We start from the raw sequence: 21120 nt of genomic DNA, 5'->3' as shown, positions 1-21120 counted from the left end.
GAGCCCCCATGCCTGTTTTCGTGTCCTCGGTGAACCCGCGGTCGGACGACTTCAAGGCCAACGCGGCGGCGATGCGCGCGCTGGTGGACGACCTCGCCGCGAAACTCGCGCAGGCCGCGCTCGGCGGCGGCGAGGGGCCTCGCGCGAAACACGTGGCGCGCGGCAAGCTGCTGCCGCGCGACCGCGTCGAGGCGCTGCTCGATCCCGGTTCGCCGTTCCTCGAACTGTCGGCGCTCGCCGCCTACGACCTGTACGACGGCGATGCGCCGGGTGGCGGCCTCGTGACCGGCATCGGGCGCATCCACGGCATCGAGTGCCTGATCGTCTGCAACGACGCCACCGTGAAGGGCGGCACGTACTACCCCGTCACCGTCAAGAAGCACCTGCGCGCGCAGCAGATCGCGCTCGAGAACCGCCTGCCGTGCGTGTACCTCGTCGACAGCGGTGGCGCGAACCTGCCGAACCAGGACGAGGTGTTCCCCGACCGCGACCACTTCGGCCGCATCTTCTTCAACCAGGCGCAGATGAGCGCCGCGGGCATCCCGCAGGTGGCCGTGGTGATGGGCTCGTGCACGGCCGGCGGCGCCTACGTGCCGGCGATGAGCGACGAGTCGATCATCGTGAAGGGGCAGGGCACCATCTTCCTCGCCGGGCCCCCGCTGGTGAAGGCGGCCATCGGCGAGGTGGTGTCGGCCGAGGACCTGGGCGGTGGCGACGTGCACACGCGCATCAGCGGCGTGGCCGACCACCTCGCGGAGGACGACACCCATGCGCTCGCCATCGCGCGGCGCTGCGTGGCGCACCTGAACCGCACCAAGCCGGCGCCGCTCGCGTGCCTGCCGCCGCGGCCGCCCGCGTTCGACCCGGCCGAGCTGCACGGCATCGTGCCCACCGACACCCGCAAGCCGTACGACGTGCGCGAGGTCATCGCCCGCATCGTCGACGCGAGCGAGTTCGACGAGTTCAAGGCCCGCTTCGGCGCCACGCTGGTCACCGGCTTCGCGCACATCGAGGGCATGCCCGTGGGCATCGTCGCCAACAACGGCGTGCTGTTCTCGGAGAGCGCGCAGAAGGGCGCGCACTTCATCGAGCTGTGCTGCCAGCGCCGCATCCCGCTCGTGTTCCTGCAGAACATCAGCGGCTTCATGGTGGGGCGCAAGCACGAGAACGAGGGCATCGCGAAACACGGCGCGAAGATGGTCACGGCCGTGGCCACCGCGCAGGTGCCCAAGTTCACCGTCGTGATCGGCGGCAGCTTCGGTGCCGGCAACTACGGCATGTGCGGCCGCGCGTTCGACCCGCGCTTCCTGTGGATGTGGCCCAACGCCCGCATCTCGGTGATGGGGGGCGAGCAGGCCGCGAGCGTGCTCGCCACCGTGCGGCGCGACGGCATCGAGGCGCGGGGCGGCACCTGGTCGGCCGAGGAGGAGCAGGCCTTCAAGCAGCCCGTGCGCGACCAGTTCGAACGCCAGGCCCACCCGTACCACGCGACCGCGCGGCTGTGGGACGACGGCCTGATCGACCCCGCCGACACCCGCCGCGTGCTGGCGCTGGGCCTGTCGGCGAGCCTCAACGCCCCCATTCCGGAGACACGCTTCGGCGTGTTCCGCATGTGAACGCCGCACCGATGCGCGCGCACTTCGCGATGCTGGCGCGCTACGGGGTGTGGGTGCTCCCGCGGCTGTACGAACACGTGGACCTGCTGCCCGAACCCGAGTACCGCGGCGAGGCGGGCCTCTTCTTCCACAGCGTGCACGGCACGCTGAACCACCTGCTCGTGGCCGAGCACCTGCTGTGGTACCGGCGGTTCGCCGAGGGCGCGTCTCCGTCGCTGCGGCTCGACGACGAGGTCGAGCACGATCGCGCCGCGCTGCGCGCGCGCCTGATGGATGCGGCCGCGAACTGGGGCCCGCTGATCGCGTCGTGGCCCGACGACCGCTTCGACGGTTCGCTCGACTACCGCAGCACGCAGGGGGTCGCCCATTCGCTGCCGTTCGCGGCCACGTTGGCCCACGTCTTCAACCACGGCACCCACCACCGCGGGCAGATCACCGCGGCGATCACGCGGTTCGGCCACCCGGCCCCGGAGCTCGACCTGGTGTGGATGCTGCAGCAGGAGAGCTCCGCACGATGAACACCTCGCCCCTCGACGTGCGCCGCGACGGCCCGGTCGCGCGCGTGTTCCTCAACCGGCCCGACGTGCGCAACGCGTTCAACGACGAGGTGATCGCGGCGCTGTCCGCCACCTTCGCGTCGCTGGGCGCCGAGCCGGACCTGCGCGCCATCGTGCTCGGTGGCCACGGCCCGGTGTTCTGCGCCGGCGCCGACCTCGCATGGATGCGTGCGATGGCCGGCTACTCGTGGGAGGAGAACCGTGCCGACGCGCAGGCCCTCGCCGACATGCTGTGGACGCTGTACCGCTGCCCCGTGCCGGTGATCGGCCGCATCCATGGCGACTGCTACGCCGGTGCCGTGGGCCTCGCCGCCGTGTGCGACGTGCTGGTGGCCGCGGACACCGCGCATTTCTGCCTCAGCGAAGCGAAGCTCGGGCTGCTGCCCGCCACGGTCAGCCCGTACGTCGTGCGTGCGCTCGGCGAACAGGCCACGCGGCGCTACGCCGTGACGGCCGAACGCTTCGGCGCCGCCCGCGCGGCCGCGCTCGGGTTCGTCCACGAGGTGTGCCCGCTCGCCGACATCGACACGCGCGTCGACGAGGTGCTGGCCGCGATCCTGCCGAACGGCCCGCTCGCCACGCGCGCCTGCAAGGCGCTGGTGCGCGACGTGGCCGGCCACCCGATCACCGACGGCCTGCGCGCCGACACCGCACGCCGCATCGCCGATGTGCGCGCGAGCGACGAAGGCCGCGAGGGCGTCGCCGCGTTCCTGGCGAAGCGGCCACCGTCCTGGCGAGGGCCCGGCTTGTGAACCTCGACACCCCCCAGCTCGTCGCGATCGCCGCGGCCCTGGGGTGGGCGAGCGGGCTGCGCCTCTACGCCGTCGTGTTCCTCACGGGCCTCGCCGGCGCGCTCGGCTGGGTCGACCTGCCGGCGGGCCTGAAGGTGCTGGAGCAGCCGCTGCTCCTGTGGGCCAGCGGCGGGATGTTCGCGCTCGAGTTCTTCGCCGACAAGATCCCCGGGGTCGACACGGTGTGGGACGTCGTGCACACGGTGGTGCGCATCCCCGCGGGCGCGGCGCTCGCCGCCGGCGTGTTCGGCAGCGACGAGGCCACGTGGGCCACCGCGGCGGCGCTGCTCGGCGGCACGCTCGCCGCCACGAGCCACATCGCCAAGGCGACCACCCGCGCGGCGGCCAACACGCTGCCCGAGCCCTTCACGAACCTCGGGCTGTCCCTCTTCGGCGACGGCGCGGTTCCGGTCATGCTGTGGCTCTCGTGGGCGCATCCGATCGCGCTGTTCGTCGCGCTCGGCGTGGCGCTCGTGGTGATGGTCACGCTCGTGTGGGTGTTCTTCCGATTCCTGAAGGCGCTGGTGGCGCGGCTCGCGCCGCGGAGACAACATGTTCACTAAGATCCTGATTGCCAACCGCGGTGAGATCGCCTGCCGAGTCGCTGCGACGGCGCGGCGCATGGGCATCCGCACCGTGGCCGTCTTTTCCGAGGCCGACGCGAGCGCGGCCCACGTGGCGGCCTGCGACGAGGCCGTCGCCATCGGCCCCGCGCCCGCGAAGGACAGCTACCTCCGCGGCGACCGCATCATCGAGGCCGCACGGGCGACCGGCGCGCAAGCGGTCCATCCCGGCTATGGCTTCCTCAGCGAAAACGAAGGCTTCGCGCAGGCCTGCGCCGACGCGGGCCTCGTGTTCATCGGCCCACCGGCGGCCGCCATCCGCGCGATGGGCCTGAAGGCGCCCGCGAAGGCGCTGATGGCCGCGGCGGGTGTGCCGCTCGTCCCGGGGTACCACGGCGACGATCAGGACCCCGCGCGGCTGCAGCGCGAGGCCGATGCCATCGGCTACCCGGTGCTCATCAAGGCGAGCGCGGGCGGTGGTGGCAAGGGCATGCGCGCGGTGGCGTCGGCGGCCGAGTTTCCCGACGCGCTCGCGGCCTGCCGCCGCGAGGCGAAGAACAGCTTCGGCGACGAGGCCGTGCTGGTCGAGCGCTACGTCACGCGACCGCGCCACATCGAGATCCAGGTGTTCGCCGACACCCATGGCAACGCGGTTTCGCTGTTCGAGCGCGACTGCTCGGTGCAGCGCCGCCACCAGAAGGTGCTCGAGGAAGCCCCCGCGCCGGGCCTGTCGGACACGCAGCGCCGCGCGATGGGCGAGGCCGCCGTGGCCGCGGCCCGCGCCGTGGGCTACGTGGGCGCGGGCACCGTCGAGTTCATCGCCGAACCCGCCGCGGATGGCGAGGTGCGCTTCTGGTTCATGGAGATGAACACGCGGCTGCAGGTCGAGCACCCGGTCACCGAGGCGATCACGGGGCTGGACCTGGTCGAATGGCAGCTGCGCGTGGCCGCGGGCGAGCCCCTGCCGCTGAAACAGGAGGACCTGCGCATCCACGGCCACGCCATCGAGGCGCGGCTGTGCGCCGAGAACCCCGACAAGCAGTTCCTGCCGTCCACCGGCACGCTGCGCGTGTTCCGCACGCCGGAGACGGTGCGCTTCGCGCGCGGCGACGTGCGCCTCGACGCCGGCGTGCGCGAGGGCGACGCGATCACCCCGTTCTATGACCCGATGATCGCGAAGCTGATCGTGTGGGCGCCCGACCGGGCCACTGCCTGCGCACGCCTCGCACAGGCGCTGGCGCAGACCTTCATCGTGGGCCCGCACCACAACGCCGCGTTCCTGCGGCGGGTCGTGCGCAGCCGCTCGTTCGCCGAGGCCGACCTCGACACCGCGCTGATCGAACGCGAGCGCGCCGTGCTGTTCGATGCGCCGCCGCTCGAGGTGCGCTGGGCTGCCGCGGCCTTCGTGTCGCACACGCTCGCGGCCCAGGCCGCGGCGGTCGATGCCGACCCGTGGTCGCGTCGCGATGGCTGGCGCGTCGCGGGCGACAGCGCGATGCGCTGGTCGCTCGACGTCGCGGGACAGACGGTGGCTGCGAGCCTCGTCACGTCGCGCGACGGCACGCGCCGGTTGCAGGTCGATGGCGGCGCGTGGGCTTTCGCTGCCACCGCGAACGGTGATGTGCACGAAGTCCAGCTCGACGGCCATCGCCAGCGTGTCACCGCACTGGCCCGCGGCGGTGTGGTGTACCTGTTCGCCGACGAGGCCCAGGCGGCCGTGACCCTCCGCGACCCGTTGGCGCGTGAGGCCCACCCGGCCGCGTTCACCGGCCGCCTCACCGCCCCGATGCCGGGCCGCGTGTCCGCCTTCCTCGTGAAGGCGGGCGACGCCGTGAAGGCCGGCCAGGCCCTCGCGGTGATGGAAGCGATGAAGATGGAACACACCATCGTCTCGCCGAAGGCCGGCACCGTGGAGGCGCTGCTGTTCACGGCGGGCGACCAGGTGGGCGAGGGCGCGGAGTTGCTGCGCCTCGGGTGAGGCGCGAGCAACTCAGGCCGCGAACCCGCCGTCGATCAGCAGGTCGGCCCCGGTGACGAACGCCGCTTCCGCGCTCGCGAGGTAGGCCACCATGCCGGCGATCTCGTCGGCCTTCGCGTGGCGCCGCAGGGCCATCAGGTCGTGCATGCCTGCGGCGAACTCGGTGTTCTCCGGGTTCATGTCGGTGTCGACCGGGCCCGGGGCCACGTTGTTGACGGTGATGCCGCGAGGCCCGAGGTCGCGCGCCAGGCCCTTCACGAGGCCCACGAGGGCCGACTTGCTCATGGCGTAGACGGCCCCGCCCGCGAAGGGCATGCGCTGGGCGTTGGTGCTGCCGATGTTGATGATGCGGCCGCCTTCCTTCATGTGCCGGGCTGCGGCCTGCGACGCGACGAACACCGAGCGCACGTTCACGGCGACGGTGCGGTCGAAGTCCTCCAGCGAGAACTGCTCCAGCGGGGCCACGGCCAGCACGCCGGCGCTGTTGACGAGGATGTCGAGGCGGCCGAACCGTTCGGCGACGCTGTCGATGGCCAGCACGAGGCCCTTGGCGTCCGCGCCGTCGGCCTTCACGGCGATGGCCTGGCCGCCGTTCGCCTTGATCTCCTCGGCCAGTGCTTCGGCGGCGATGGCCGAGGTGGAGTAGCCGATGGCGACGGTGGCGCCGTCGCGGGCCAGGCGGCGTGCGGAGGCGGCGCCGATGCCGCGCGAACCGCCGTGGATGAAGGCGACTTGGCCGCGGAGGGAGGGGGTGGTGCTCATCATGTTTCCTTTCGGATGGGGTGGTTGATGAGTTCAGTGTCGGCGTCGCCGCCTGATCGCGGTAGTCTCGGAACGGTGCGTTCAGTTTCAACCATTGGTATAAGCTGGCGGCATGTCCACCGAACTCCGCAGCCACCTCGATGCGTTCGTCACCTCCGCGGACGAGGGCAGCTTTTCAGCCGCCGCGCGGCGCCTCGGCCTCACGCCGGCCGCCGTCAGCAAGAGCGTCGCGCAGTTCGAGTCGCGCCTGGGCGTGCGCCTCTTCCAGCGCAGCACCCGCCGGCTGGCGCTCACCTCCGAAGGCGAGCGCCTCTACGGTCAGGTGCGGCTGCCCTGGGGCGAGATCGGCGATGCGCTGACCGACCTGCGCCAGGGCGCGGGCAAGCCCGCCGGCACGCTGAAGGTCGCGCTGGCGCACACGGTGGGCCGCGAGTACTTCGTGCCGATGATGGACGAGTTCGTGCGGCGCTACCCCGACGTGGTGCCCGACCTGCACTTCGACAACCGGCAGGTCGACCTGATCGCCCAGGGCTTCGACGTCGCCATCGGCGGCGGCATCGAACTCACCGACGCGCTGATCGCGCGCGAACTGGCGCGGCTGCGCATCGTGCTGGTCGCTGCCCCCGCCTACCTGAAGGCCCATCCCGCGCCATCCCATCCCCAGGACCTGGCGCGCCACCGCGGGCTGCTGCGCCGTTCGCTCGCCACGGGGCGGCTCGTGCCGTGGACGCTGAAGAACAGCACGGGCGAGGAGGTGGTGGCGAGCGTGCGCCCGGTGATGGTGCTCGACGACCCGGAGGCGCTCGCCCGCGCCGCGGCCACCGGCATGGGCATCGCGATGGTGCCGCTGCCCCACGCCTCGCAGCTCATCGAACGCGGCGAACTGGTGCGGGTGCTGCCGAAGTGGTACGCCGAGACGCTGCCGCTGTCGATCTACTACACGAGCCGCAAGCTGATGCCGCCGAAGGTGAGGGTGTTCGTCGACTACGTGGTCGAGGAGTTCCGCGCACGGGGCCTCGCGGCCCGCTTCGGCCAGCGCTGAGCCGCCAGGCCCACGCCGGCGAGGCCCAGCGCCATCAGCGCGAGCGGCCCGGGTTCGGGCACCGGCTTGGCCACCGAAAGGTTCCAGCTGTGGAAGTACTCGCTGGGGCCGCCATAGCGCCGGTCGTCGAGGTCGTTGGTCAGCACGCCGCCGAAGGTGGGGCCTTCCCATTCCCAGCCGTTGCCGAGCTCGGGCAGGCCGAAGCGGTCGAGGCGGCCGGGGGCCGTCATGTCGAGCCGCCAGTGGGCCGGGTCGCCGTTGGACAGCGGGGCGAAGTCGATGCGCACCGAGATCATGTCGCAGATGTCTTCCGGCGGGCAGCCGGGGCGGATGCCGTTCCGCGTGGTCATGGTGCCACCCACGCCCTGGAAGTAGACGGGGGTCATCATGTCCCAGCCCAGGATGTCGAACGGGCCGATGCTGTTGCGGAACGTGCCACCGCCATCCTGCAGGTCGACGGGTTCGATGTCCCGGTTGTAGATGATGCTGCCTTCGCCCCATTTGTAGCGCCAGCCGATCTCGGCCCAGCCCTCGGCGGCAGCCGCAGGACCGGGCGATGCTGCCAGCAACGCGGCCAGGCCGCTCCACAACATGCCCACGGCCCGCGCGCGCCACGTGCTCATCATCGTCGTCTCCCTGATCGTGGATGCGTTTCGACGGTAGTCGAAGGGCACCCTCGGCATCAAGGGGAAAGAACGGACAGAAGGGATTTTCGGCCCCGGGCCGGTGGCGCTCAGCGCACCAGCCGCTGGGCGAAGCTCTTGATCCAGCTGGTGCGGGAGTTCGGCAGCGTGGGCAGGTCTCCCGGCTGCGAGATGCCGAAGCCCGAGGTGTCGCGCGACCAGGCGGCGTCCTGCGGGGCGGCCTTCGGCTGCGGCTTGCGCTTCGGCTTCGAGAGCGACGAGGCGTCGGCGAGCCGCGCCACTTCGCTTTCGATGAAGAACTGGTTGGCGAGTGCGATGAGTTCGTTGTTCCCCGAGGCCTGGCAGACGTACAGCACTTCGCGCGCTTCGGCAGGGTCGTTCAGCATGGCCGAGACATCGATGCCTTCTCCGAGCAGGCCCTTGAGGGCGTAGTGGATGCGGGCGGCGATGCGCAGTTGAGCGGGGGTGGACACGGCGTATTTCCCTGGCGAGTTCAGGTATCTTCCTCCCATGGGTCCGTGGCAGATACCCCCTGTCAGGGGGTTCGCGGGCCCAATCCACAATATTGAGGAAAAAGTCATGTTGTTGCCCCAACGGGTGACCCTCGTCGACGTCGGCCCGCGCGATGGGTTGCAGAACGAGTCCCAGCCTGTGGATACATCCCACAAGGTGGCGCTCGTGCACCAGTTGCAGGCCGCGGGCCTGCGCGAGATCGAGGTCACGAGTTTCGTGAGCCCGAAATGGGTGCCGCAGATGGCGGACAACGCCGCGGTGATGGCCGGCATTGCACGGCCCGCGGGCGTGCGCCATTCGGTGCTCACACCGAATCTGAAGGGCCTGGAGGCGGCGCTGCCGTCGAGGCCCGATGAGATCGTGGTGTTCGCCGCGGCCACCGAGGCCTTCAGCCAGCGCAACATCAACTGCAGCATCGAGGAAAGCTTCGAGCGCTTCCGCCCCGTGGTCGCCGAGGCGCACCGCCACGGCATCAAGGTGCGCGGCGCCATCTCGTGCGCGGTCGGTTGTCCCTACCAGGGCGACGTGTCGGCCGACGAGGTGGAGCGTGTCGTGCGGCTGATGAAGGAGGCCGGCGTGGACCACTGCGGTGTCGCCGACACCATCGGCGTGGGCACGCCGCGCAAGGTGCAGGCCGCGATGGAACGTGCGCTGAAGCACTACCCCGTCGCCGAGGTGAGCGGCCATTTCCACGACACCTACGGCCAGGCGCTCGCGAACGTCTACGCGTGCCTCGAAGTGGGCATCCACACGTTCGATGCGAGCGTGGGCGGGCTCGGTGGCTGTCCGTACGCGAAGGGGGCGACGGGCAACGTGGCCACCGAGGACGTGCTGTACATGCTGAACGGCCTGGGCATCGAGACCGGCATCGACATCGAACGCCTCGTCGACGCGGCCGCGGGCATCTCGCGTGCGCTCGGCCGGCCGGTGTCGTCGCGCGTGGGCAAGGCGCTGCTGGCGCGCCGCGAGAGGGCCGCTGCATGAACGACGGATTCGAACGGGTGTCCGACTGGCTGGAGGCGCACGGCCACGCGCACCGGCCCATCGCGCTGCCGGTGGCCGCGCGCACCGCGAAGGAAGCGGCCGACGGCCTCGGCGTGCAGCTGGGCCAGATCGCCAAGAGCGTGATCTTCCGCCGGGTCTCCGACGGGGTGGCCGTGCTCGTCGTCACGTCGGGCGACCAGCGCGTGGACGAACGCAAGGTGTCCGCGCTGACCGGCCCGCTGGGTCGCGCCGACGCGGCCTTCGTGAAGGAACAGACGGGCTTCTCGATCGGGGGCGTGTCCCCCGTGGCCCACCTGCAGCGGCCCGTCACGCTGATCGACCGCGAGCTGTTCCGCTTCGACGTGGTGTGGGCCGCGGCGGGGCATCCGAACGGCGTGTTCGCGGCGTCGCCGCAGCAGCTCGTCGAGATGACGGATGCGCCCGTGGCCGACGTGGTGCAGTCGGTGACGTCGCCGTGCACCGACGTGTGCAAGCTCGATCCCGTCGACGGCCTGTGCCGCGGGTGCTACCGCACGCGGGACGAGATCGCGTCGTGGTCGAAGATCGATGACGACGCGCGCCGTGCGCTGCTCGAGGTGCTGGCCGTGCGCAAGCGCGAACACCCCGGCTTCCCGCCGCTGCCCGCATGATTGCGCTGGTGTTCGAGTTCGACGGCGTGTCCGCGGCCACGCGGGACCTGTTCGATCGCCTGCCCCAGGCGCTCGAGGGCCGCTCGGTGCTGGTGGACTACCGGCCCGTGGCTTCGCCCGCCGGCGTGGCCCCGTGGATGCGGCTGCTGGGCGGTCAGCCCGCACCGGGACGGTGGCCGTGCGAGCAGGTGCTGCTGCGCGGTCCCGTCGAACCGATGGAGGCGCTGGCGTCCGCGCTCGGGCTGCCGCACGATGGGCATGCGTTGCCCGCACCGACCGGGCCCGTGCCCGCCATCGTGTGGGACGGCCGTCGCTTCGACGGCGATCAGGCGATCGAACGGCTCATCGCGGCACTGCCATCGGCTTGACCGCCTCGAGCGTGATCGACTCCAGCTGGAGAAAGCCTTCGGGCATGCGGTCCGTGTTCTCCAGGCCGCGCAGCGTGGGGTCGCTGCTGTCGTTCAGCAGGCGCCGCTCCAGCTGCGTGAAGCCGGCGCCTTCCAGCGCGAAGCGCAGCATGCGGTCGTCGTAGATGAACTGGTGCCCCCAGTCCCGCACGTAGTTGTTGATCACGAAGACCGGGTCGCCCGCCGGCGCGCCGCGCAGGAAGGTGCTCGTGGCCCAGTGCAGGTACGCCTGCTGCATCGGCGTGGGCGCGGGGCCGTACAGCGCGAGCAGGAAGGCGAGGTCGGGGGTGGTGATGCGGATGCGGCCGCCGGGCTTGAGCACGCGGAAGCACTCGGCCAGCATCGCGGCGCCGCCGGCGAACGGCACATGTTCGATCATGTGTTCGCTGAACACCGCATCGAACGTGGACGACGGCAGCGGGAAGCGCCGCGTGGCGTCGAGCCGCAGCACGGCGCGCGAGGCGGGATCGAAGTCGGAGTTGAGCCAGCCCGGGAGCAGGTGCGGCCCGCAGCCGATGTGCAGGCGGGGGGAGTCGGCCCGTGCCAGGTAGGTGGCCACGAGGGCCTGGTCGTGCCGCACCGCCTGGCGGCCGGCCTGCCGCAGCGTGCGGCGGCACACGCGGGCGGCGCCACGCAGGCCGCTGCGGTCGAGCAGGTTCAGCACGGTGGCTCGGGTGCGGGAACTGCCCTGCGCTTGCCCTTGTCCGGCGAGGGATGGGGTCATCGGGAACCTCCGGTCCGGGCGGGTGGAGCGGCTCCGCCGGCGGGCCCGGTCGTGGCGCGGCGGAGCGGCGCCATCACGCGGCGCCGGCCACGACCTTAGGCGGTGACGAGCCGCTCCGCAATGGGTGTCCTAGGGGGCGGGGCGTGTCAGCGTCACCACCGTGGCCGACCGCGCGGGCAGCACGAGCTGGGGCTTGGCCGGCAGCGTGCCGTACTCGGCCTCCTGCTCGGCGATGGCCGCATCGAACCAGCGCGCGCCCCGCACCGCGAACGCGCCGGCGTCCACCTGCACCGTCTGTCGCGTGGCGTGGCTGTTGATCAGCACGAGGTTCACCGTGTCGCCGTCCCGCACGGCGTGCGCCCAGATGCCGGTGTTGTCGGAGGCCGCGTCCACGAAGCGGCCCTTCAGGTCCGACAGCAGCCGGAACGCATAGAAGGTGGGGCGCGGTCCGCCGCCGTTGTCGATCAGGCCGTGGAAGCCCGTCGCGAGGTAGGCGAAGTAGTGGGCCACCGCGGCGCCCCCCTTCGCGAGCCGCAGCGTGGTCTCCATCGCCCACAGGGCGCCGGTCTGGTCGGAGAGGAAGCGCGGCCGTTCGGTGCGCCACGACAGGCCGTATTCGGTGACGCCGAACTCGATGGTGCGTGTGTGGCCCTTCGGGTTGCGCTTGGGGTCGGCCCACACGGCGCGTGCATGCGCGAGCGTGCGGTCGGCCTCGCGCACCGTGGTCAGCGCGGCGGCGTCGCTGCCGTCGCCCTCGGTGGGGTAGATGTGCCACGTGAGCAGGTCCACCACGTCGCCGCAGCGCTCGACGAAGGTGTCGAGGAACTTCATCGCGCCGGGCACGGCGCCCGACACCGCGGGGCCGGCGATCTTCGCCGAGGGCTGCTCGCGCCGCACGGCCGCGGCCTGCGCGCGGAAGACGTCGCAGTAGCGCTCGGCGGTCCACGACGTGTCGCCGCGCACGGGGCCGTACAGGTCGGGTTCGTTGCCGATCTCCCAGTACGTGACGTTCAGGCCGCGCTCGCGCGCGAGCTTCACGGCCGCGGCCGCGTCCTCGGGCGCGTTGGCCGCGGGGCGGCCGTCGCGGCCCTGGAACACTCGGGTCTGCACCATCAGTTCGGGCTGGCCGGGCATCAGGGTCAGCGCGGCGGCGAACGTGCCCAGCACCGCGGCGTCAAGGTTGGATTCGTCGCCCGCGTTGCCCGCGGGGAAACGCAGCGCGCCGGGCGGCACCTCCTTCAGGCTGTCGCGCACCTCGGCCACCGGCATCCAGTTGCCGAAGTTGTAGCCCGCCATCGTCGAGGGCCGCACCGCGGGGCCCTCGCGGTCGGGCCGGACCGTGACGGTGACGGCGGACGACACACCGGCGAAGGCGAGCGCGGCGAGGGACAACGCGAGGCGGAGAAGGCGTGGGCGCATGGGGTCGGAAGGCGAGGGCGGAGAGGCCGCACGATAGGAGGCTGTGCCGTCCTGCGACAGCCCCCTAGCGAAAGTCCTGACAGGGTGGACCCTTGGATTCCCGCGATGAGAAACGTTGCGTGCGGGTTCGTCCCGAGTTTGTCAGCCAGCGTTCAGCTTCCCGTCAGAACACCGTCAGCGCCCTTCAAGAAGATGCCCTCAGCCCCCTGTTGGGAGAGGGGCCCCTCGCACGCACACAGCACACACAGGAGCTGCATCATGGCAACAGCAACCATGCCGGCATCGTCGGCAAAAGGCGCGCCGATGACCCAGGAGGAGAAGAAGGTCATCTTCGCCTCCAGCCTCGGCACCGTCTTCGAGTGGTACGACTTCTACCTCTACGGCACTCTCGCCGTGATCATCGGGAAACAGTTCTTCTCGGCACTGGACCCGAACTCGCAGGTGATCTTCTCGCTGCTCGCGTTCGCCGCGGGCTTCATCGTGCGGCCCTTCGGCGCACTCGTGTTCGGCCGCCTCGGCGACATGATCGGGCGGAAGTACACCTTCCTCGTCACCATCCTGATCATGGGCCTGTCGACCTTCATCGTCGGCATCCTGCCCACCTATGCGTCCATCGGCGTCGCGGCCCCGATCATCCTGATCGGCCTGCGCCTGCTGCAGGGCCTCGCGCTCGGCGGCGAGTACGGCGGCGCGGCCACCTACGTGGCCGAGCATGCCCCGCACGGCAAGCGCGGTGCCTTCACGTCGTGGATCCAGACCACGGCCACGCTGGGCCTGTTCCTCTCGCTGATCGTCATCCTCGGCACCCGCACCGCCATCGGTGAGGAGGCCTTCGCCGAGTGGGGCTGGCGCATCCCGTTCCTCGTGTCGATCTTCCTGCTGGCCATCAGCGTGTGGATCCGCCTCTCGATGAACGAATCGCCCGCCTTCAAGAAGATGAAGGAAGAGGGCAAGACCTCGAAGGCCCCGCTGACCGAGTCGTTCGGCCAGTGGAAGAACCTGAAGATCGTGATCCTGGCCCTCGTGGGCCTGACGATGGGCCAGGCCGTGGTCTGGTACACCGGGCAGTTCTACGCGCTGTTCTTCCTGACCGGCCCGCTGAAGGTCGATGGCGCCACCGCCAACATCCTGATCGCGGTCGCGCTGCTGATCGGCACGCCGTTCTTCATCCTGTTCGGCTCGCTGTCGGACAAGATCGGCCGCAAGCCCATCATCATGGCCGGCTGCCTGATCGCCGCGCTGACCTACTTCCCGCTGTTCAAGGCGCTCACCGTCGCCGCCAACCCCGACCTCGCCAAGGCGCAAGCCACGTCGCAGGTGACGGTGGTGGCCGACCCGAACGAATGCTCGTTCCAGTTCAACCCGACCGGCATCGCCAAGTTCACCAGCTCGTGCGACATCGCCAAGCAGGTGCTGGCCGCCAACTCGGTGAGCTACGAGAACGTGGCCGGCACCGGCCCGGCGAAGATCAAGATCGGCGACAAGGAGATCGAGTCGTACTCGTCGAAGGGCCTGCCGGCGGATGAAGCCAAGGCCAAGGACGCCGCGTTCAAGAAGGCCACCATCGACGAGCTGCGTGCCCACGGCTACCCGGCCAAGGCCGACCCGGCCAAGATGAACAAGCCGATGATCATCGCGATCCTGACGCTGCTTGTGATCTACGTGACCATGGTGTACGGCCCGATCGCCGCGATGCTCGTCGAGATGTTCCCGACCCGCATCCGCTACACCTCGATGAGCCTGCCGTACCACATCGGCAACGGCTGGTTCGGTGGCCTGCTGCCCGCCACGGGCCTCGCGATCGTGGCCCAGACCGGCAACATGTACAACGGCCTCTGGTACCCGATCATCTTCGCGACCATCACGTTCGTGGTCGGCATGCTCTTCGTCAAGGAGACGAAGGACGTGGACATCTACGCGAAGGACTGATCGAGATGTGGAAGATCGTTGTGGGATTCCTCGTGTTCGCTGCGCTGGCCATGTGGCTGCTCTCCAAGGGCGGTGACGTGGACATCAGCGGAGAGAAACACGGCATCGACGTGGCACCCCACGCCGCCTCGAGCGCGTCGAATCCGTAGCCAGACCCCGGACGATCCCTCGTCCGGATGCGGGCCGGTGCTGCCGAAGGGCGCACCGGCCCGCTTGCTTTTTCAGGCCGCGGGCACCGCACCCGGGCGGGCGGAGGTCCGCCGGCGCAGGTCACGGATCTGGAGCGCCGCCCCCGCGAGGAACACGAGGAACGCGATGCCCACGGCCGCCTGCAGGCCCGGATCGTCAGGGCCGGAGGCGAGCGGGGCGCTCACCGGCAGGCGGGTCGAGGTTTCGGTCATGCCCGGGATGCTGTGGAAGAACAGCGTGAGCGAATAGCTGATCGACGCGATCCCTGCCGAGGCCCGCCCGAAGAGGGCCGTGTGTCCGGCCACCCAGGCCAGGGCCAGCACGAGCAGCGTGATCACGCCGAGCGCGTGCGGCTTGCCGAATCCGCCGTGCTGGAAGATGCCGAAGCCGGTGATGCAGGTGAGCACCGTGCCCCACAGGTAGACGCGGCCGGACGGTGTGGTGTCGAGGATGTGGTGGTGTTTCACCAGGGCCGCGATGCCGGCCGCGACGGCGACCAGGCTGATGGCGGTGTGCACGATGCCGAGGGAGGTCAGGCCGGCCATGTCGGTCTCCGGAGTGGGGAAGCCGCCATCGTGCAGGAAACCCGCGGCGCGGTCGTTTCGCCGCGGGGCCATCGCGGGCTAGGTCTTTGGAGGGGGTTTGTTGCGATCGCCGCAACAGCGTGTTCCGGAAGAAGGTCTTTTTCCCGAGGGCCGGGCCACCTAAAGTTCACCCTGAGCCAACCCCCTTTTCCCGAGAGACCGCCATGAGCACCCTGAACCGTCACGCCCTCGTTGCCGCCACCGCCGCCCTGGCCGTGGCGGGCGCGTTGACGCTCATGGCGCAGGACGCGGGGGCCGCGTCCGCCGGTCCGGTGGCGCAGGTGGTGCCCACGGGCGACGCGATGCTCGTCGCCGCCGCCGACATGCTCTGCGCGGTGGTGTCGGGCTCCTGAATCCCGTCCCCTCCGCGGAGGGACCTCGGATTGCCTCGGCGGAAGTGCCGATCGGTCGATCGGCCTAGTGTCAGGCGCCGCTTCCGGGATGCCGAGGGTGGATCCCCCGGGTGATTCGCCACGGAAGCGATCCTGCGACGCTGCCGTGCATGAAGAAGTCCCCTGCCCCAGCGTTCCTTCGCCCCGTCGTTCTCACCTTCTGCGGTCTGCTGCTGCTGCCCGGGCCTGCCTCGGCCGAGGCCGCGCGCCCGTGGTGGCAACCCACCTCGGCGTTCGTGCAAGCGGGCGCCGCGGAACACGCCAATGCCGCCGTCCTGGGGCTCACGTGGGACTGGTCCTGGCGTCGCGACCTCGGCTGGGGCCGGTTCACCGGCTACTGGGAGGTGTCGTTCGGTCGCTGGGCGAGCGATGCCGGCGGCAGCAGTGCGCACGCGTGGGTCACGCAGGTGGGCATCACGCCGGTGCTGCGCCTGTACCCGGGCGGTGGCGACACCGGCTGGTTCGGGGAACTGGGCATCGGCGCCAACCTGCTGCTGCCGATCTATCGCAGTGACGACAAGCGCTTCAGCACGACGTTCAACTTCGGCGACCACCTGGCCGTGGGGCGGCGCTTCGGCGAGCGCGGTGCGCACGAGGTGACGCTGCGGCTGCAGCATTTCTCGAACGCCGGCATCAAGGAGCCCAACCCGGGCGAGGATTTCCTGCAGTTGCGCTACGGCTACCGCTTCTGACCTCGCCCGGTCCGGCGTCAGCGCGTGCCGGTGCTCCCGTGGGGGGTGGATGGGGCCAGCACGTCGTGGGGGTAGTCCCCGAACAGCGCCCGGTACGCCTGCGAGAAACGCCCGGCGTGCTGGAAGCCGCAGCGCCGCGCGATCTGGGCGACGGTGCGGTCGTCGGGCCCCGGGTCGCTCAGGTGGCGGTGGGCGGTGTTGAGGCGTGTGGTGGTGATCCATCGCTTCGGCCCCATCGCGTAGGAACGCTGCAGCGCACGTTCCAGCGACCGGACGGAGATGCCGGCCGGCTGCGCGAAGTCGGACGGGTGCAGCGTGCCGTACGGCTGCTCGGCGAGCACCCGCTCGACCACTTCCAGCACGTTGGAGGCCGGCGAGCGGCGGCGCGGGGCGGTGGGCGGGGTGATCCACAGCGAACGGGCCACGTCGAGCAGCTGGCGCACCGACTGCCGGGCGTCGGCGTCGAGGTTCGACGGCGCCTGGGGCGTGGCGCCCGACACCGCGGGCAGGCGGCGCGACACCAGGTCGAGCGAGAAGGCGTGGCGGCTGACGATGCGCAGCGGGCCGCCCAGCGCGGACTCGAACACCGCACCGACGGTGGCCGGTTCGTTGTCGACGTAGAGCCCCTCGGCACGCTCGGCCCACAGGCGATAGCGGCTGCCCGGCGGCAGGTCGAGCTCCAGGTACACGGCGGCGTCGATCTGCAGGAGGTGCACCTGCTGGTTGCCGTCGTCGCACGAGCGGTGCGACAGGCGCCGTGGGCCCGGGCTCAGGAGCCGGAACGCGCGGATCGGCAGGTGGTCCGCCGTCTCGAGCCGCATGGGATCGAGCCGTTCGGTCTCGAATGCGGTGTGCAGAATCGGGCTTTGCCCGTGGTCGTCGACCGTTTCGTCCCGCACCGGCATGTCGGTGGCGTGAAGGGCTGTGGACATGAGAGGTCCTCGCAGTGGTCTAGGGAAGTTCAGTCTAGAAGTCCCCTCCCGGCCGCGACTATCCGCATTCCGCAGGGACAACCCCCACGCCCGGGCCGCCAAATAGTTCCACAAAAACGTGAGTGTGTACTAAGCTTTGCGCGCCAGGGCGGGCCCGGACATCCCATGTCCCCCGGGCTGCACGGTTTCCGTGCAGGCACCCACCCGGCGTTACGGCCGCATGGCCGCAGGGAGCGACACCATGGGACGTCACCACTATGCCGACCGCACGTACACGAGCTTCGATCCCGAGGCCCTGCGCGATGTGGTCCACCAGTCACGCATCGAACATCGCCTGCTCGGTGCGGGCGACCTCGAGATCCGGGTGCGCAACCGCACCGGGCCACGCTTCGCCGTGGGCGCGGGCGACTACGGCTGCGCCGTCTACGCCCAGGGGGTGCTGCACCCGGGCGCGCTGACCATCAGCCTCGCGCCCATGCGGCGCGGGGAGGTGTTCCTGAACGGGCGCCCCTTGCCACCCCACGCGCTGCAGGTGTACGCCGAAGGGGCGTCCATCGACTACGTCACCACGCATGCGGCCTGCTGGCACACGGTGACGGTCACGCGCGAGGACCTGCAGGCCCACGCCGTGGGGCGCCTGGGCCGCGAGCTGGCCATCCCGGTGGCCGGGTGCGCGCAGTTCGAACCCGACCCCGCGCTGACCCGCCAGGTGCTCGAGCAGATCGAGACGGGCTACCGCCTCGCGTCCGAGCCCGTCGCCGACCCCGAGACGCAGCTGTACTGCGACCTGGCCCTGCTGGACGCCCTCACCGAGGCCCTGGCCCACGCCCCCAGCACCCCGGAGCCGCGCGGCGCGCGCACACGCCGGCGCATCATGGAGGTGGTGGAGTCGGTGGCCCGCCAGGGTGCGCAGAGCGCCGAGATCGACGCCGCGGCGCTGAGCCGGCTGTGCGCCGCCTCCGAACGCCTCGTGGAACACGCGATGCGCCAGGGCGTGGGCATGCCGCCCAAGCGCTGGCTCACGATGGCGCGGTTCAACCGCGTCTACGTGGAACTGGCCGACCCGGGCAACACCCGCTCCGTGACCGACACCGCATTGCACTGGGGCTTCAACCACCTCGGGCGGTTCGCGTCGAACTACCGGGCGGTGTTCGGCGAATCGCCGAGCGACACCGTGGCCCGGGTGCGCGGCGAGCCGCGCCCGCGGCTCACTGCCCGGGTGGCGGCGGCGAGGGTGCCTGCGGCGGCGTGACCTCGAACTCGGCCTGCACCGCCCGCAGGCACGGCACGCACACGCACGTGGTGTAGCGCTCGCGCAGCGCGGCGCGTGCGCCGTCCGACAGCCTCACCGCGAAACACGCACACGGCGACTGCAGTGCCGTGGCCGCCTCGCACACGAACCCGCCACCACAGCGGGGGCAGCGGTCGGGCGTGTCCATGGCGGTGTGGCCGGTCAGGCGCGGCGGCGGCGCACGCCCAGCACGCCGGTGGCCGCGGCCAGCAGGGCCAGCAGGCCGAAGCCCGCGGCGCCGCCACCCGAGTCCGACGAGGTCGTCGGCGTGGTCGGGGTCGTGGGGGTGGTGGGCGTGGTGCCCGAGATGCTGCCCTGGAGTTGCACCCGGCGGTTGTAGTCGGTTCCTGTGGTGCCGTCACGCAGGGTCACGGTCAGCACGGGGTTGGAGTTCACGTTGTCGCGCGGGTCGTAGGTGACCGAGAAGGTACACGACTCGCCGGCCGTGAAGGTCTTGCTGTCGCACGTGAAGGTGCGGGTGAAGTTGCCCACGCCGGTGCCGGCGATGGCGATGTTGCGCACGATCAGCGGCGCGAAGGGCGCCGTGGGCGACTTCAGCGTCACCGTCTGCGCGGCGGCGGCCGTGTTCACGCCGGAGGACGTGAAGGTGAGCGTGGTCTTGTCGACGTGGGCGGTGTCGGCGATGTAGGCCGCGAGGTCTCGCACGTCGTCGGCGTCCAGCGCGTTGAACTGGGTCATCTGGCTGACGGAGCCGATGGCCCGGACGATGTCGGTGTACGCGGTGTCGGGCTCGATCTGGGCCGTGGCGCTGCCGCCCACTGCGATGCGGCGGTTCTGCACGGTCTGGTGGCAGCCGGTGCAGCTCGACGTGAGGGTGCTGACCCCCGACGTGGCGGCCGTGTCCTCGAACAGCAGCTTGCCGCGGGCGACGTCGCCCGCGGCCTGGGCCCAGGCGGGCGACGCGGCGGCGGCGAGGGCCAGCAGCGTGGCGGAAGCGAAGGTGGAGCGGAGGGCGTGGTGCATGGTCGTTCGGAGGAGGTGATCGGTGGAGGGGGTCAGGCCAGCAGGTCGAGGGCGTTGAAGGCGGACGCGTGGGGCAGCACGGTCCCGATCACGCTGGTGTCCGCGCCGAACCATCGCGCGAGCGCGGCGGACATCTGGTCGGACGACAGCGTGGGGATCCAGCGGCCGGCGCCGGTGTCGTCGGGACCGTTGAGCGTCTGGTTCGGCACTGCGCCGAGCACCTGGCCACCCTTGACGGCACCGCCCACCACGAACTGGTGGCTGCCCCAGCCGTGGTCCGAGCCCTGGCCGTTGGAGGCGAAGGTGCGACCGAAGTCGGAGGCCGAGAACAGCGTGACGCCGTCCGCGATTCCCATGTCCACGGTGGACTGGTAGAAGGCCGAGACCGCCTGGCTGATCTCGCCGAACAGGCGGTTCTGCTGCTGCATCTGGTCGTCGCCGTGGGTGTCGAAGCCGCCGATGGACACGAAGAACACCTGGCGCTTGAGCCCGAGGCTGGACCGGGCCGAGATCAGCTTGGCCACGGTGTTGAGCTGGCGGCCGAGGTCGCTGTTCGGGAACGTGGTGCCCACGGTGGACGACTTCAATGCCGCGGTCAGCACCTGCTGCATGTCGATGGACCGGCCCATCGTGCTGAGCCAGGCCTGGTGGAAGAGGTGGCTGCGCTGGTCGGCCAGGGTCTGCTGGATGGCCAGCGTGAGCGGGTCGGTGGTGTTGCCGGCCTTGTAGAAGTCGAAGCCGAAATTGCCCGACGAGGACATCTTGTACGCGAGCAGGCTGCTGTCACCGGTCTCCCACAGGTTGCCGCCCGCCATCGAGATGCAGGCATAGCCGCGGTTGACGCTGCCTTCGGCGATGAGCCGTTCCATCATCCGGCCGCCCCAGCCGGTCTTGCCCATGGTGTCGTAGATGGCGCTCTGCCACGCGTCCTGCTGGTCGCTGTGCGAGAACAGGCCCTGCGGCAGCGGCACCGAGCGTGCGTTCCACTGCGCCTTCGTGGTGGGTGCGATCAGCGGGCCGATGTTGGCGACCACCGCCATCTTCTGCTGGGTGTAGAGGTTCGCGAGGCCGGCCATGGCGGGGTGCAGGCCGTAGCGGGACGGGTCCGTCGCGCCTTCGGCCACCGGCGTGGTGGTGAGCGGCAGCAGCGAGTTCTGCTGCAGCGCGAGGTTCGTGCGGCCCGTGCGGTACAGCGCGTACTCGGTCGCGTCGCGCGGCACCACCATGTTGTTCGCGTCGTTGCCGCCGTACATGAACAGGCAGACGATCGCCTTGTAGTCGGAGCCCGTGGTGGTCTGGGCGAGCGCCGTGAGCGGGGCGAGCAGGTGCGAGGCCGCGCCCATCGCGCCGGTGGCGCCCATCATCTTCAGCAGCGAGCGCCGTGCCGGATCCGGCAGGTGCGGCATCAGGTCGGACGTGGCGCGCGGGTAGGCGTCGGCGCAGTGGAGGTGTTTCTTCTTCATGGTCGTGGCCTTCG

24 protein-coding genes are annotated in these 21120 nt (G+C 70.8%); 14 read left to right on the top strand and 10 right to left on the bottom strand.

Features of this window, described 5'->3' with window-relative positions; genetic code table 11:
• The first annotated feature begins 8 nt into the window (after positions 1–8).
• From A4W93_RS25510 to A4W93_RS25490, 5 genes are read left to right on the top strand one after another with little or no spacing between them, the layout of a single operon-like run.
• Positions 9–1616 carry a carboxyl transferase domain-containing protein gene (locus A4W93_RS25510; protein ID WP_085753290.1) on the top strand — a complete coding sequence of 536 codons (1608 nt, stop codon included), beginning with the start codon at positions 9–11 and terminating at the stop codon, positions 1614–1616.
• Positions 1617–1627: 11 nt separating this feature from the next.
• Positions 1628–2134, top strand: a complete 507-nt coding sequence (locus A4W93_RS25505) for a DinB family protein (RefSeq protein ID WP_085754324.1) — start codon at positions 1628–1630, stop codon at positions 2132–2134.
• Complete coding sequence (locus tag A4W93_RS25500) at positions 2131–2925, top strand: enoyl-CoA hydratase/isomerase family protein (protein WP_085753289.1); 795 nt, start codon at positions 2131–2133, stop codon at positions 2923–2925. The genes A4W93_RS25505 and A4W93_RS25500 overlap by 4 nt, the downstream gene beginning before the upstream one ends.
• Entirely contained in the window at positions 2922–3527 is a 606-nt protein-coding gene (locus A4W93_RS25495; protein ID WP_085753288.1) for a DUF4126 domain-containing protein, read from the top strand. Before A4W93_RS25500 ends, A4W93_RS25495 begins: the two co-directional genes overlap by 4 nt.
• On the top strand, positions 3517–5505 hold the full coding sequence (locus A4W93_RS25490; protein ID WP_085753287.1) for an acetyl/propionyl/methylcrotonyl-CoA carboxylase subunit alpha: 1989 nt from the start codon (positions 3517–3519) through the stop codon (positions 5503–5505). Before A4W93_RS25495 ends, A4W93_RS25490 begins: the two co-directional genes overlap by 11 nt.
• Positions 5506–5517: 12 nt before the next feature.
• On the opposite strand, the gene A4W93_RS25485 is transcribed toward A4W93_RS25490, so the two are convergent.
• Entirely contained in the window at positions 5518–6267 is a 750-nt protein-coding gene (locus A4W93_RS25485) for a 3-oxoacyl-ACP reductase family protein (protein ID WP_085753286.1), read from the bottom strand.
• 112 nt (positions 6268–6379) lie between these two features.
• Between A4W93_RS25485 and A4W93_RS25480 the strand changes: the two genes are divergently transcribed.
• Positions 6380–7309: a LysR family transcriptional regulator gene (locus tag A4W93_RS25480; RefSeq protein ID WP_085753285.1), complete on the top strand. Its 930-nt coding sequence runs from the start codon at positions 6380–6382 to the stop codon at positions 7307–7309.
• Here the strand turns inward: A4W93_RS25480 and A4W93_RS25475 are convergent.
• The gene (locus tag A4W93_RS25475; protein ID WP_085753284.1) at positions 7252–7935 is read right to left on the bottom strand and encodes a PEP-CTERM sorting domain-containing protein; all 684 of its coding nucleotides are present in this window, start codon (positions 7933–7935) and stop codon (positions 7252–7254) included. The genes A4W93_RS25480 and A4W93_RS25475 overlap by 58 nt on opposite strands.
• A gap of 107 nt (positions 7936–8042) precedes the next feature.
• Positions 8043–8426 carry a hypothetical protein gene (locus A4W93_RS25470; protein ID WP_085753283.1) on the bottom strand — a complete coding sequence of 128 codons (384 nt, stop codon included), beginning with the start codon at positions 8424–8426 and terminating at the stop codon, positions 8043–8045.
• Positions 8427–8532: 106 nt separating this feature from the next.
• Between A4W93_RS25470 and A4W93_RS25465 the strand changes: the two genes are divergently transcribed.
• Genes A4W93_RS25465 through A4W93_RS25455 form a run of 3 tightly spaced genes read left to right on the top strand, consistent with a single transcriptional unit; the run spans position 8533 to position 10468 of the window.
• Entirely contained in the window at positions 8533–9450 is a 918-nt protein-coding gene (locus A4W93_RS25465) for a hydroxymethylglutaryl-CoA lyase (protein WP_169726589.1), read from the top strand.
• On the top strand, positions 9447–10100 hold the full coding sequence (locus tag A4W93_RS25460; protein ID WP_085753282.1) for a YbaK/EbsC family protein: 654 nt from the start codon (positions 9447–9449) through the stop codon (positions 10098–10100). Before A4W93_RS25465 ends, A4W93_RS25460 begins: the two co-directional genes overlap by 4 nt.
• The gene (locus tag A4W93_RS25455; protein ID WP_085753281.1) at positions 10097–10468 is read left to right on the top strand and encodes a hypothetical protein; all 372 of its coding nucleotides are present in this window, start codon (positions 10097–10099) and stop codon (positions 10466–10468) included. Before A4W93_RS25460 ends, A4W93_RS25455 begins: the two co-directional genes overlap by 4 nt.
• On the opposite strand, the gene A4W93_RS25450 is transcribed toward A4W93_RS25455, so the two are convergent.
• A complete protein-coding gene (locus A4W93_RS25450; protein WP_085753280.1) occupies positions 10443–11231 on the bottom strand; it encodes a class I SAM-dependent methyltransferase in 789 nt (262 codons plus the stop codon). The genes A4W93_RS25455 and A4W93_RS25450 overlap by 26 nt on opposite strands.
• 129 nt (positions 11232–11360) lie before the next feature.
• Positions 11361–12650 (bottom strand): hypothetical protein, encoded by a 1290-nt coding sequence (locus A4W93_RS25445; RefSeq protein WP_157131776.1) that lies wholly within the window; start codon positions 12648–12650, stop codon positions 11361–11363.
• 258 nt (positions 12651–12908) lie between these two features.
• Here A4W93_RS25445 and A4W93_RS25440 point away from each other — a divergent pair, with 258 nt between their 5' ends.
• Both A4W93_RS25440 and A4W93_RS30150 read left to right on the top strand, forming a co-directional pair.
• The gene (locus A4W93_RS25440) at positions 12909–14579 is read left to right on the top strand and encodes an MFS transporter (protein WP_085753278.1); all 1671 of its coding nucleotides are present in this window, start codon (positions 12909–12911) and stop codon (positions 14577–14579) included.
• Between the two features lie 5 nt (positions 14580–14584).
• Entirely contained in the window at positions 14585–14728 is a 144-nt protein-coding gene (locus tag A4W93_RS30150; RefSeq protein WP_169726588.1) for a hypothetical protein, read from the top strand.
• A gap of 72 nt (positions 14729–14800) precedes the next feature.
• On the opposite strand, the gene A4W93_RS25435 is transcribed toward A4W93_RS30150, so the two are convergent.
• Positions 14801–15385, bottom strand: a complete 585-nt coding sequence (locus A4W93_RS25435) for a hypothetical protein (protein ID WP_320409207.1) — start codon at positions 15383–15385, stop codon at positions 14801–14803.
• A 131-nt stretch (positions 15386–15516) separates the two neighbouring features.
• On the opposite strand from A4W93_RS25435, the gene A4W93_RS25430 reads away from it, so the two are divergent.
• Positions 15517–15705 (top strand): hypothetical protein, encoded by a 189-nt coding sequence (locus A4W93_RS25430; protein WP_085753277.1) that lies wholly within the window; start codon positions 15517–15519, stop codon positions 15703–15705.
• A 149-nt stretch (positions 15706–15854) separates the two neighbouring features.
• Positions 15855–16436, top strand: a complete 582-nt coding sequence (locus A4W93_RS25425; protein WP_085753276.1) for an acyloxyacyl hydrolase — start codon at positions 15855–15857, stop codon at positions 16434–16436.
• Between the two features lie 17 nt (positions 16437–16453).
• Here the strand turns inward: A4W93_RS25425 and A4W93_RS25420 are convergent, their stop codons facing one another.
• Positions 16454–17368, bottom strand: a complete 915-nt coding sequence (locus tag A4W93_RS25420; RefSeq protein ID WP_099959989.1) for a helix-turn-helix transcriptional regulator — start codon at positions 17366–17368, stop codon at positions 16454–16456.
• Between the two features lie 241 nt (positions 17369–17609).
• Between A4W93_RS25420 and A4W93_RS25415 the strand changes: the two genes are divergently transcribed.
• Positions 17610–18620, top strand: a complete 1011-nt coding sequence (locus A4W93_RS25415; protein ID WP_085753274.1) for a helix-turn-helix transcriptional regulator — start codon at positions 17610–17612, stop codon at positions 18618–18620.
• Here A4W93_RS25415 and A4W93_RS25410 read toward each other — a convergent pair.
• The 3 genes from A4W93_RS25410 to A4W93_RS25400 are packed head-to-tail and all read right to left on the bottom strand — an operon-like array spanning position 18577 to position 21106.
• Positions 18577–18807, bottom strand: coding sequence for a cysteine-rich CWC family protein (locus A4W93_RS25410; protein ID WP_085753273.1), 231 nt, complete (start codon positions 18805–18807; stop codon positions 18577–18579). The genes A4W93_RS25415 and A4W93_RS25410 overlap by 44 nt on opposite strands.
• Positions 18808–18821: 14 nt before the next feature.
• Positions 18822–19643 (bottom strand): cytochrome c family protein, encoded by an 822-nt coding sequence (locus A4W93_RS25405; RefSeq protein ID WP_085753272.1) that lies wholly within the window; start codon positions 19641–19643, stop codon positions 18822–18824.
• A 32-nt stretch (positions 19644–19675) separates the two neighbouring features.
• The gene (locus A4W93_RS25400) at positions 19676–21106 is read right to left on the bottom strand and encodes a DUF1501 domain-containing protein (protein ID WP_085753271.1); all 1431 of its coding nucleotides are present in this window, start codon (positions 21104–21106) and stop codon (positions 19676–19678) included.
• Between the last annotated feature and the right edge of the window lie 14 nt (positions 21107–21120).

Origin of the sequence: Piscinibacter gummiphilus, from assembly GCF_002116905.1 — a bacterium.
In the GTDB taxonomy this organism is placed as follows: domain Bacteria; phylum Pseudomonadota; class Gammaproteobacteria; order Burkholderiales; family Burkholderiaceae_C; genus Rhizobacter; species Rhizobacter gummiphilus.
Note: the sequence above shows the minus strand (reverse complement) of the source record. Positions and strands in the feature narration are given on the sequence as shown.

What these genes read in the sequence shown, in the direction of transcription:
- A4W93_RS25510 (WP_085753290.1), top strand. Translation starts at nt 9, where the DNA reads ATGCCTGTTTTCGTGTCCTCGGTGAACCCGCGGTCGGACGACTTCAAG.
- A4W93_RS25505 (WP_085754324.1), top strand. Translation starts at nt 1,628, where the DNA reads ATGCGCGCGCACTTCGCGATGCTGGCGCGCTACGGGGTGTGGGTGCTC.
- A4W93_RS25500 (WP_085753289.1), top strand. Translation starts at nt 2,131, where the DNA reads ATGAACACCTCGCCCCTCGACGTGCGCCGCGACGGCCCGGTCGCGCGC.
- A4W93_RS25490 (WP_085753287.1), top strand. Translation starts at nt 3,517, where the DNA reads ATGTTCACTAAGATCCTGATTGCCAACCGCGGTGAGATCGCCTGCCGA.
- A4W93_RS25485 (WP_085753286.1), bottom strand. Translation starts at nt 6,267, where the DNA reads ATGAGCACCACCCCCTCCCTCCGCGGCCAAGTCGCCTTCATCCACGGC.
- A4W93_RS25480 (WP_085753285.1), top strand. Translation starts at nt 6,380, where the DNA reads ATGTCCACCGAACTCCGCAGCCACCTCGATGCGTTCGTCACCTCCGCG.
- A4W93_RS25475 (WP_085753284.1), bottom strand. Translation starts at nt 7,935, where the DNA reads ATGATGAGCACGTGGCGCGCGCGGGCCGTGGGCATGTTGTGGAGCGGC.
- A4W93_RS25465 (WP_169726589.1), top strand. Translation starts at nt 8,533, where the DNA reads ATGTTGTTGCCCCAACGGGTGACCCTCGTCGACGTCGGCCCGCGCGAT.
- A4W93_RS25460 (WP_085753282.1), top strand. Translation starts at nt 9,447, where the DNA reads ATGAACGACGGATTCGAACGGGTGTCCGACTGGCTGGAGGCGCACGGC.
- A4W93_RS25455 (WP_085753281.1), top strand. Translation starts at nt 10,097, where the DNA reads ATGATTGCGCTGGTGTTCGAGTTCGACGGCGTGTCCGCGGCCACGCGG.
- A4W93_RS25450 (WP_085753280.1), bottom strand. Translation starts at nt 11,231, where the DNA reads ATGACCCCATCCCTCGCCGGACAAGGGCAAGCGCAGGGCAGTTCCCGC.
- A4W93_RS25445 (WP_157131776.1), bottom strand. Translation starts at nt 12,650, where the DNA reads ATGCGCCCACGCCTTCTCCGCCTCGCGTTGTCCCTCGCCGCGCTCGCC.
- A4W93_RS25440 (WP_085753278.1), top strand. Translation starts at nt 12,909, where the DNA reads ATGGCAACAGCAACCATGCCGGCATCGTCGGCAAAAGGCGCGCCGATG.
- A4W93_RS30150 (WP_169726588.1), top strand. Translation starts at nt 14,585, where the DNA reads ATGTGGAAGATCGTTGTGGGATTCCTCGTGTTCGCTGCGCTGGCCATG.
- A4W93_RS25435 (WP_320409207.1), bottom strand. Translation starts at nt 15,385, where the DNA reads ATGGCCCCGCGGCGAAACGACCGCGCCGCGGGTTTCCTGCACGATGGC.
- A4W93_RS25430 (WP_085753277.1), top strand. Translation starts at nt 15,517, where the DNA reads ATGAGCACCCTGAACCGTCACGCCCTCGTTGCCGCCACCGCCGCCCTG.
- A4W93_RS25425 (WP_085753276.1), top strand. Translation starts at nt 15,855, where the DNA reads ATGAAGAAGTCCCCTGCCCCAGCGTTCCTTCGCCCCGTCGTTCTCACC.
- A4W93_RS25420 (WP_099959989.1), bottom strand. Translation starts at nt 17,368, where the DNA reads ATGTCCACAGCCCTTCACGCCACCGACATGCCGGTGCGGGACGAAACG.
- A4W93_RS25415 (WP_085753274.1), top strand. Translation starts at nt 17,610, where the DNA reads ATGGGACGTCACCACTATGCCGACCGCACGTACACGAGCTTCGATCCC.
- A4W93_RS25410 (WP_085753273.1), bottom strand. Translation starts at nt 18,807, where the DNA reads ATGGACACGCCCGACCGCTGCCCCCGCTGTGGTGGCGGGTTCGTGTGC.
- A4W93_RS25405 (WP_085753272.1), bottom strand. Translation starts at nt 19,643, where the DNA reads ATGCACCACGCCCTCCGCTCCACCTTCGCTTCCGCCACGCTGCTGGCC.
- A4W93_RS25400 (WP_085753271.1), bottom strand. Translation starts at nt 21,106, where the DNA reads ATGAAGAAGAAACACCTCCACTGCGCCGACGCCTACCCGCGCGCCACG.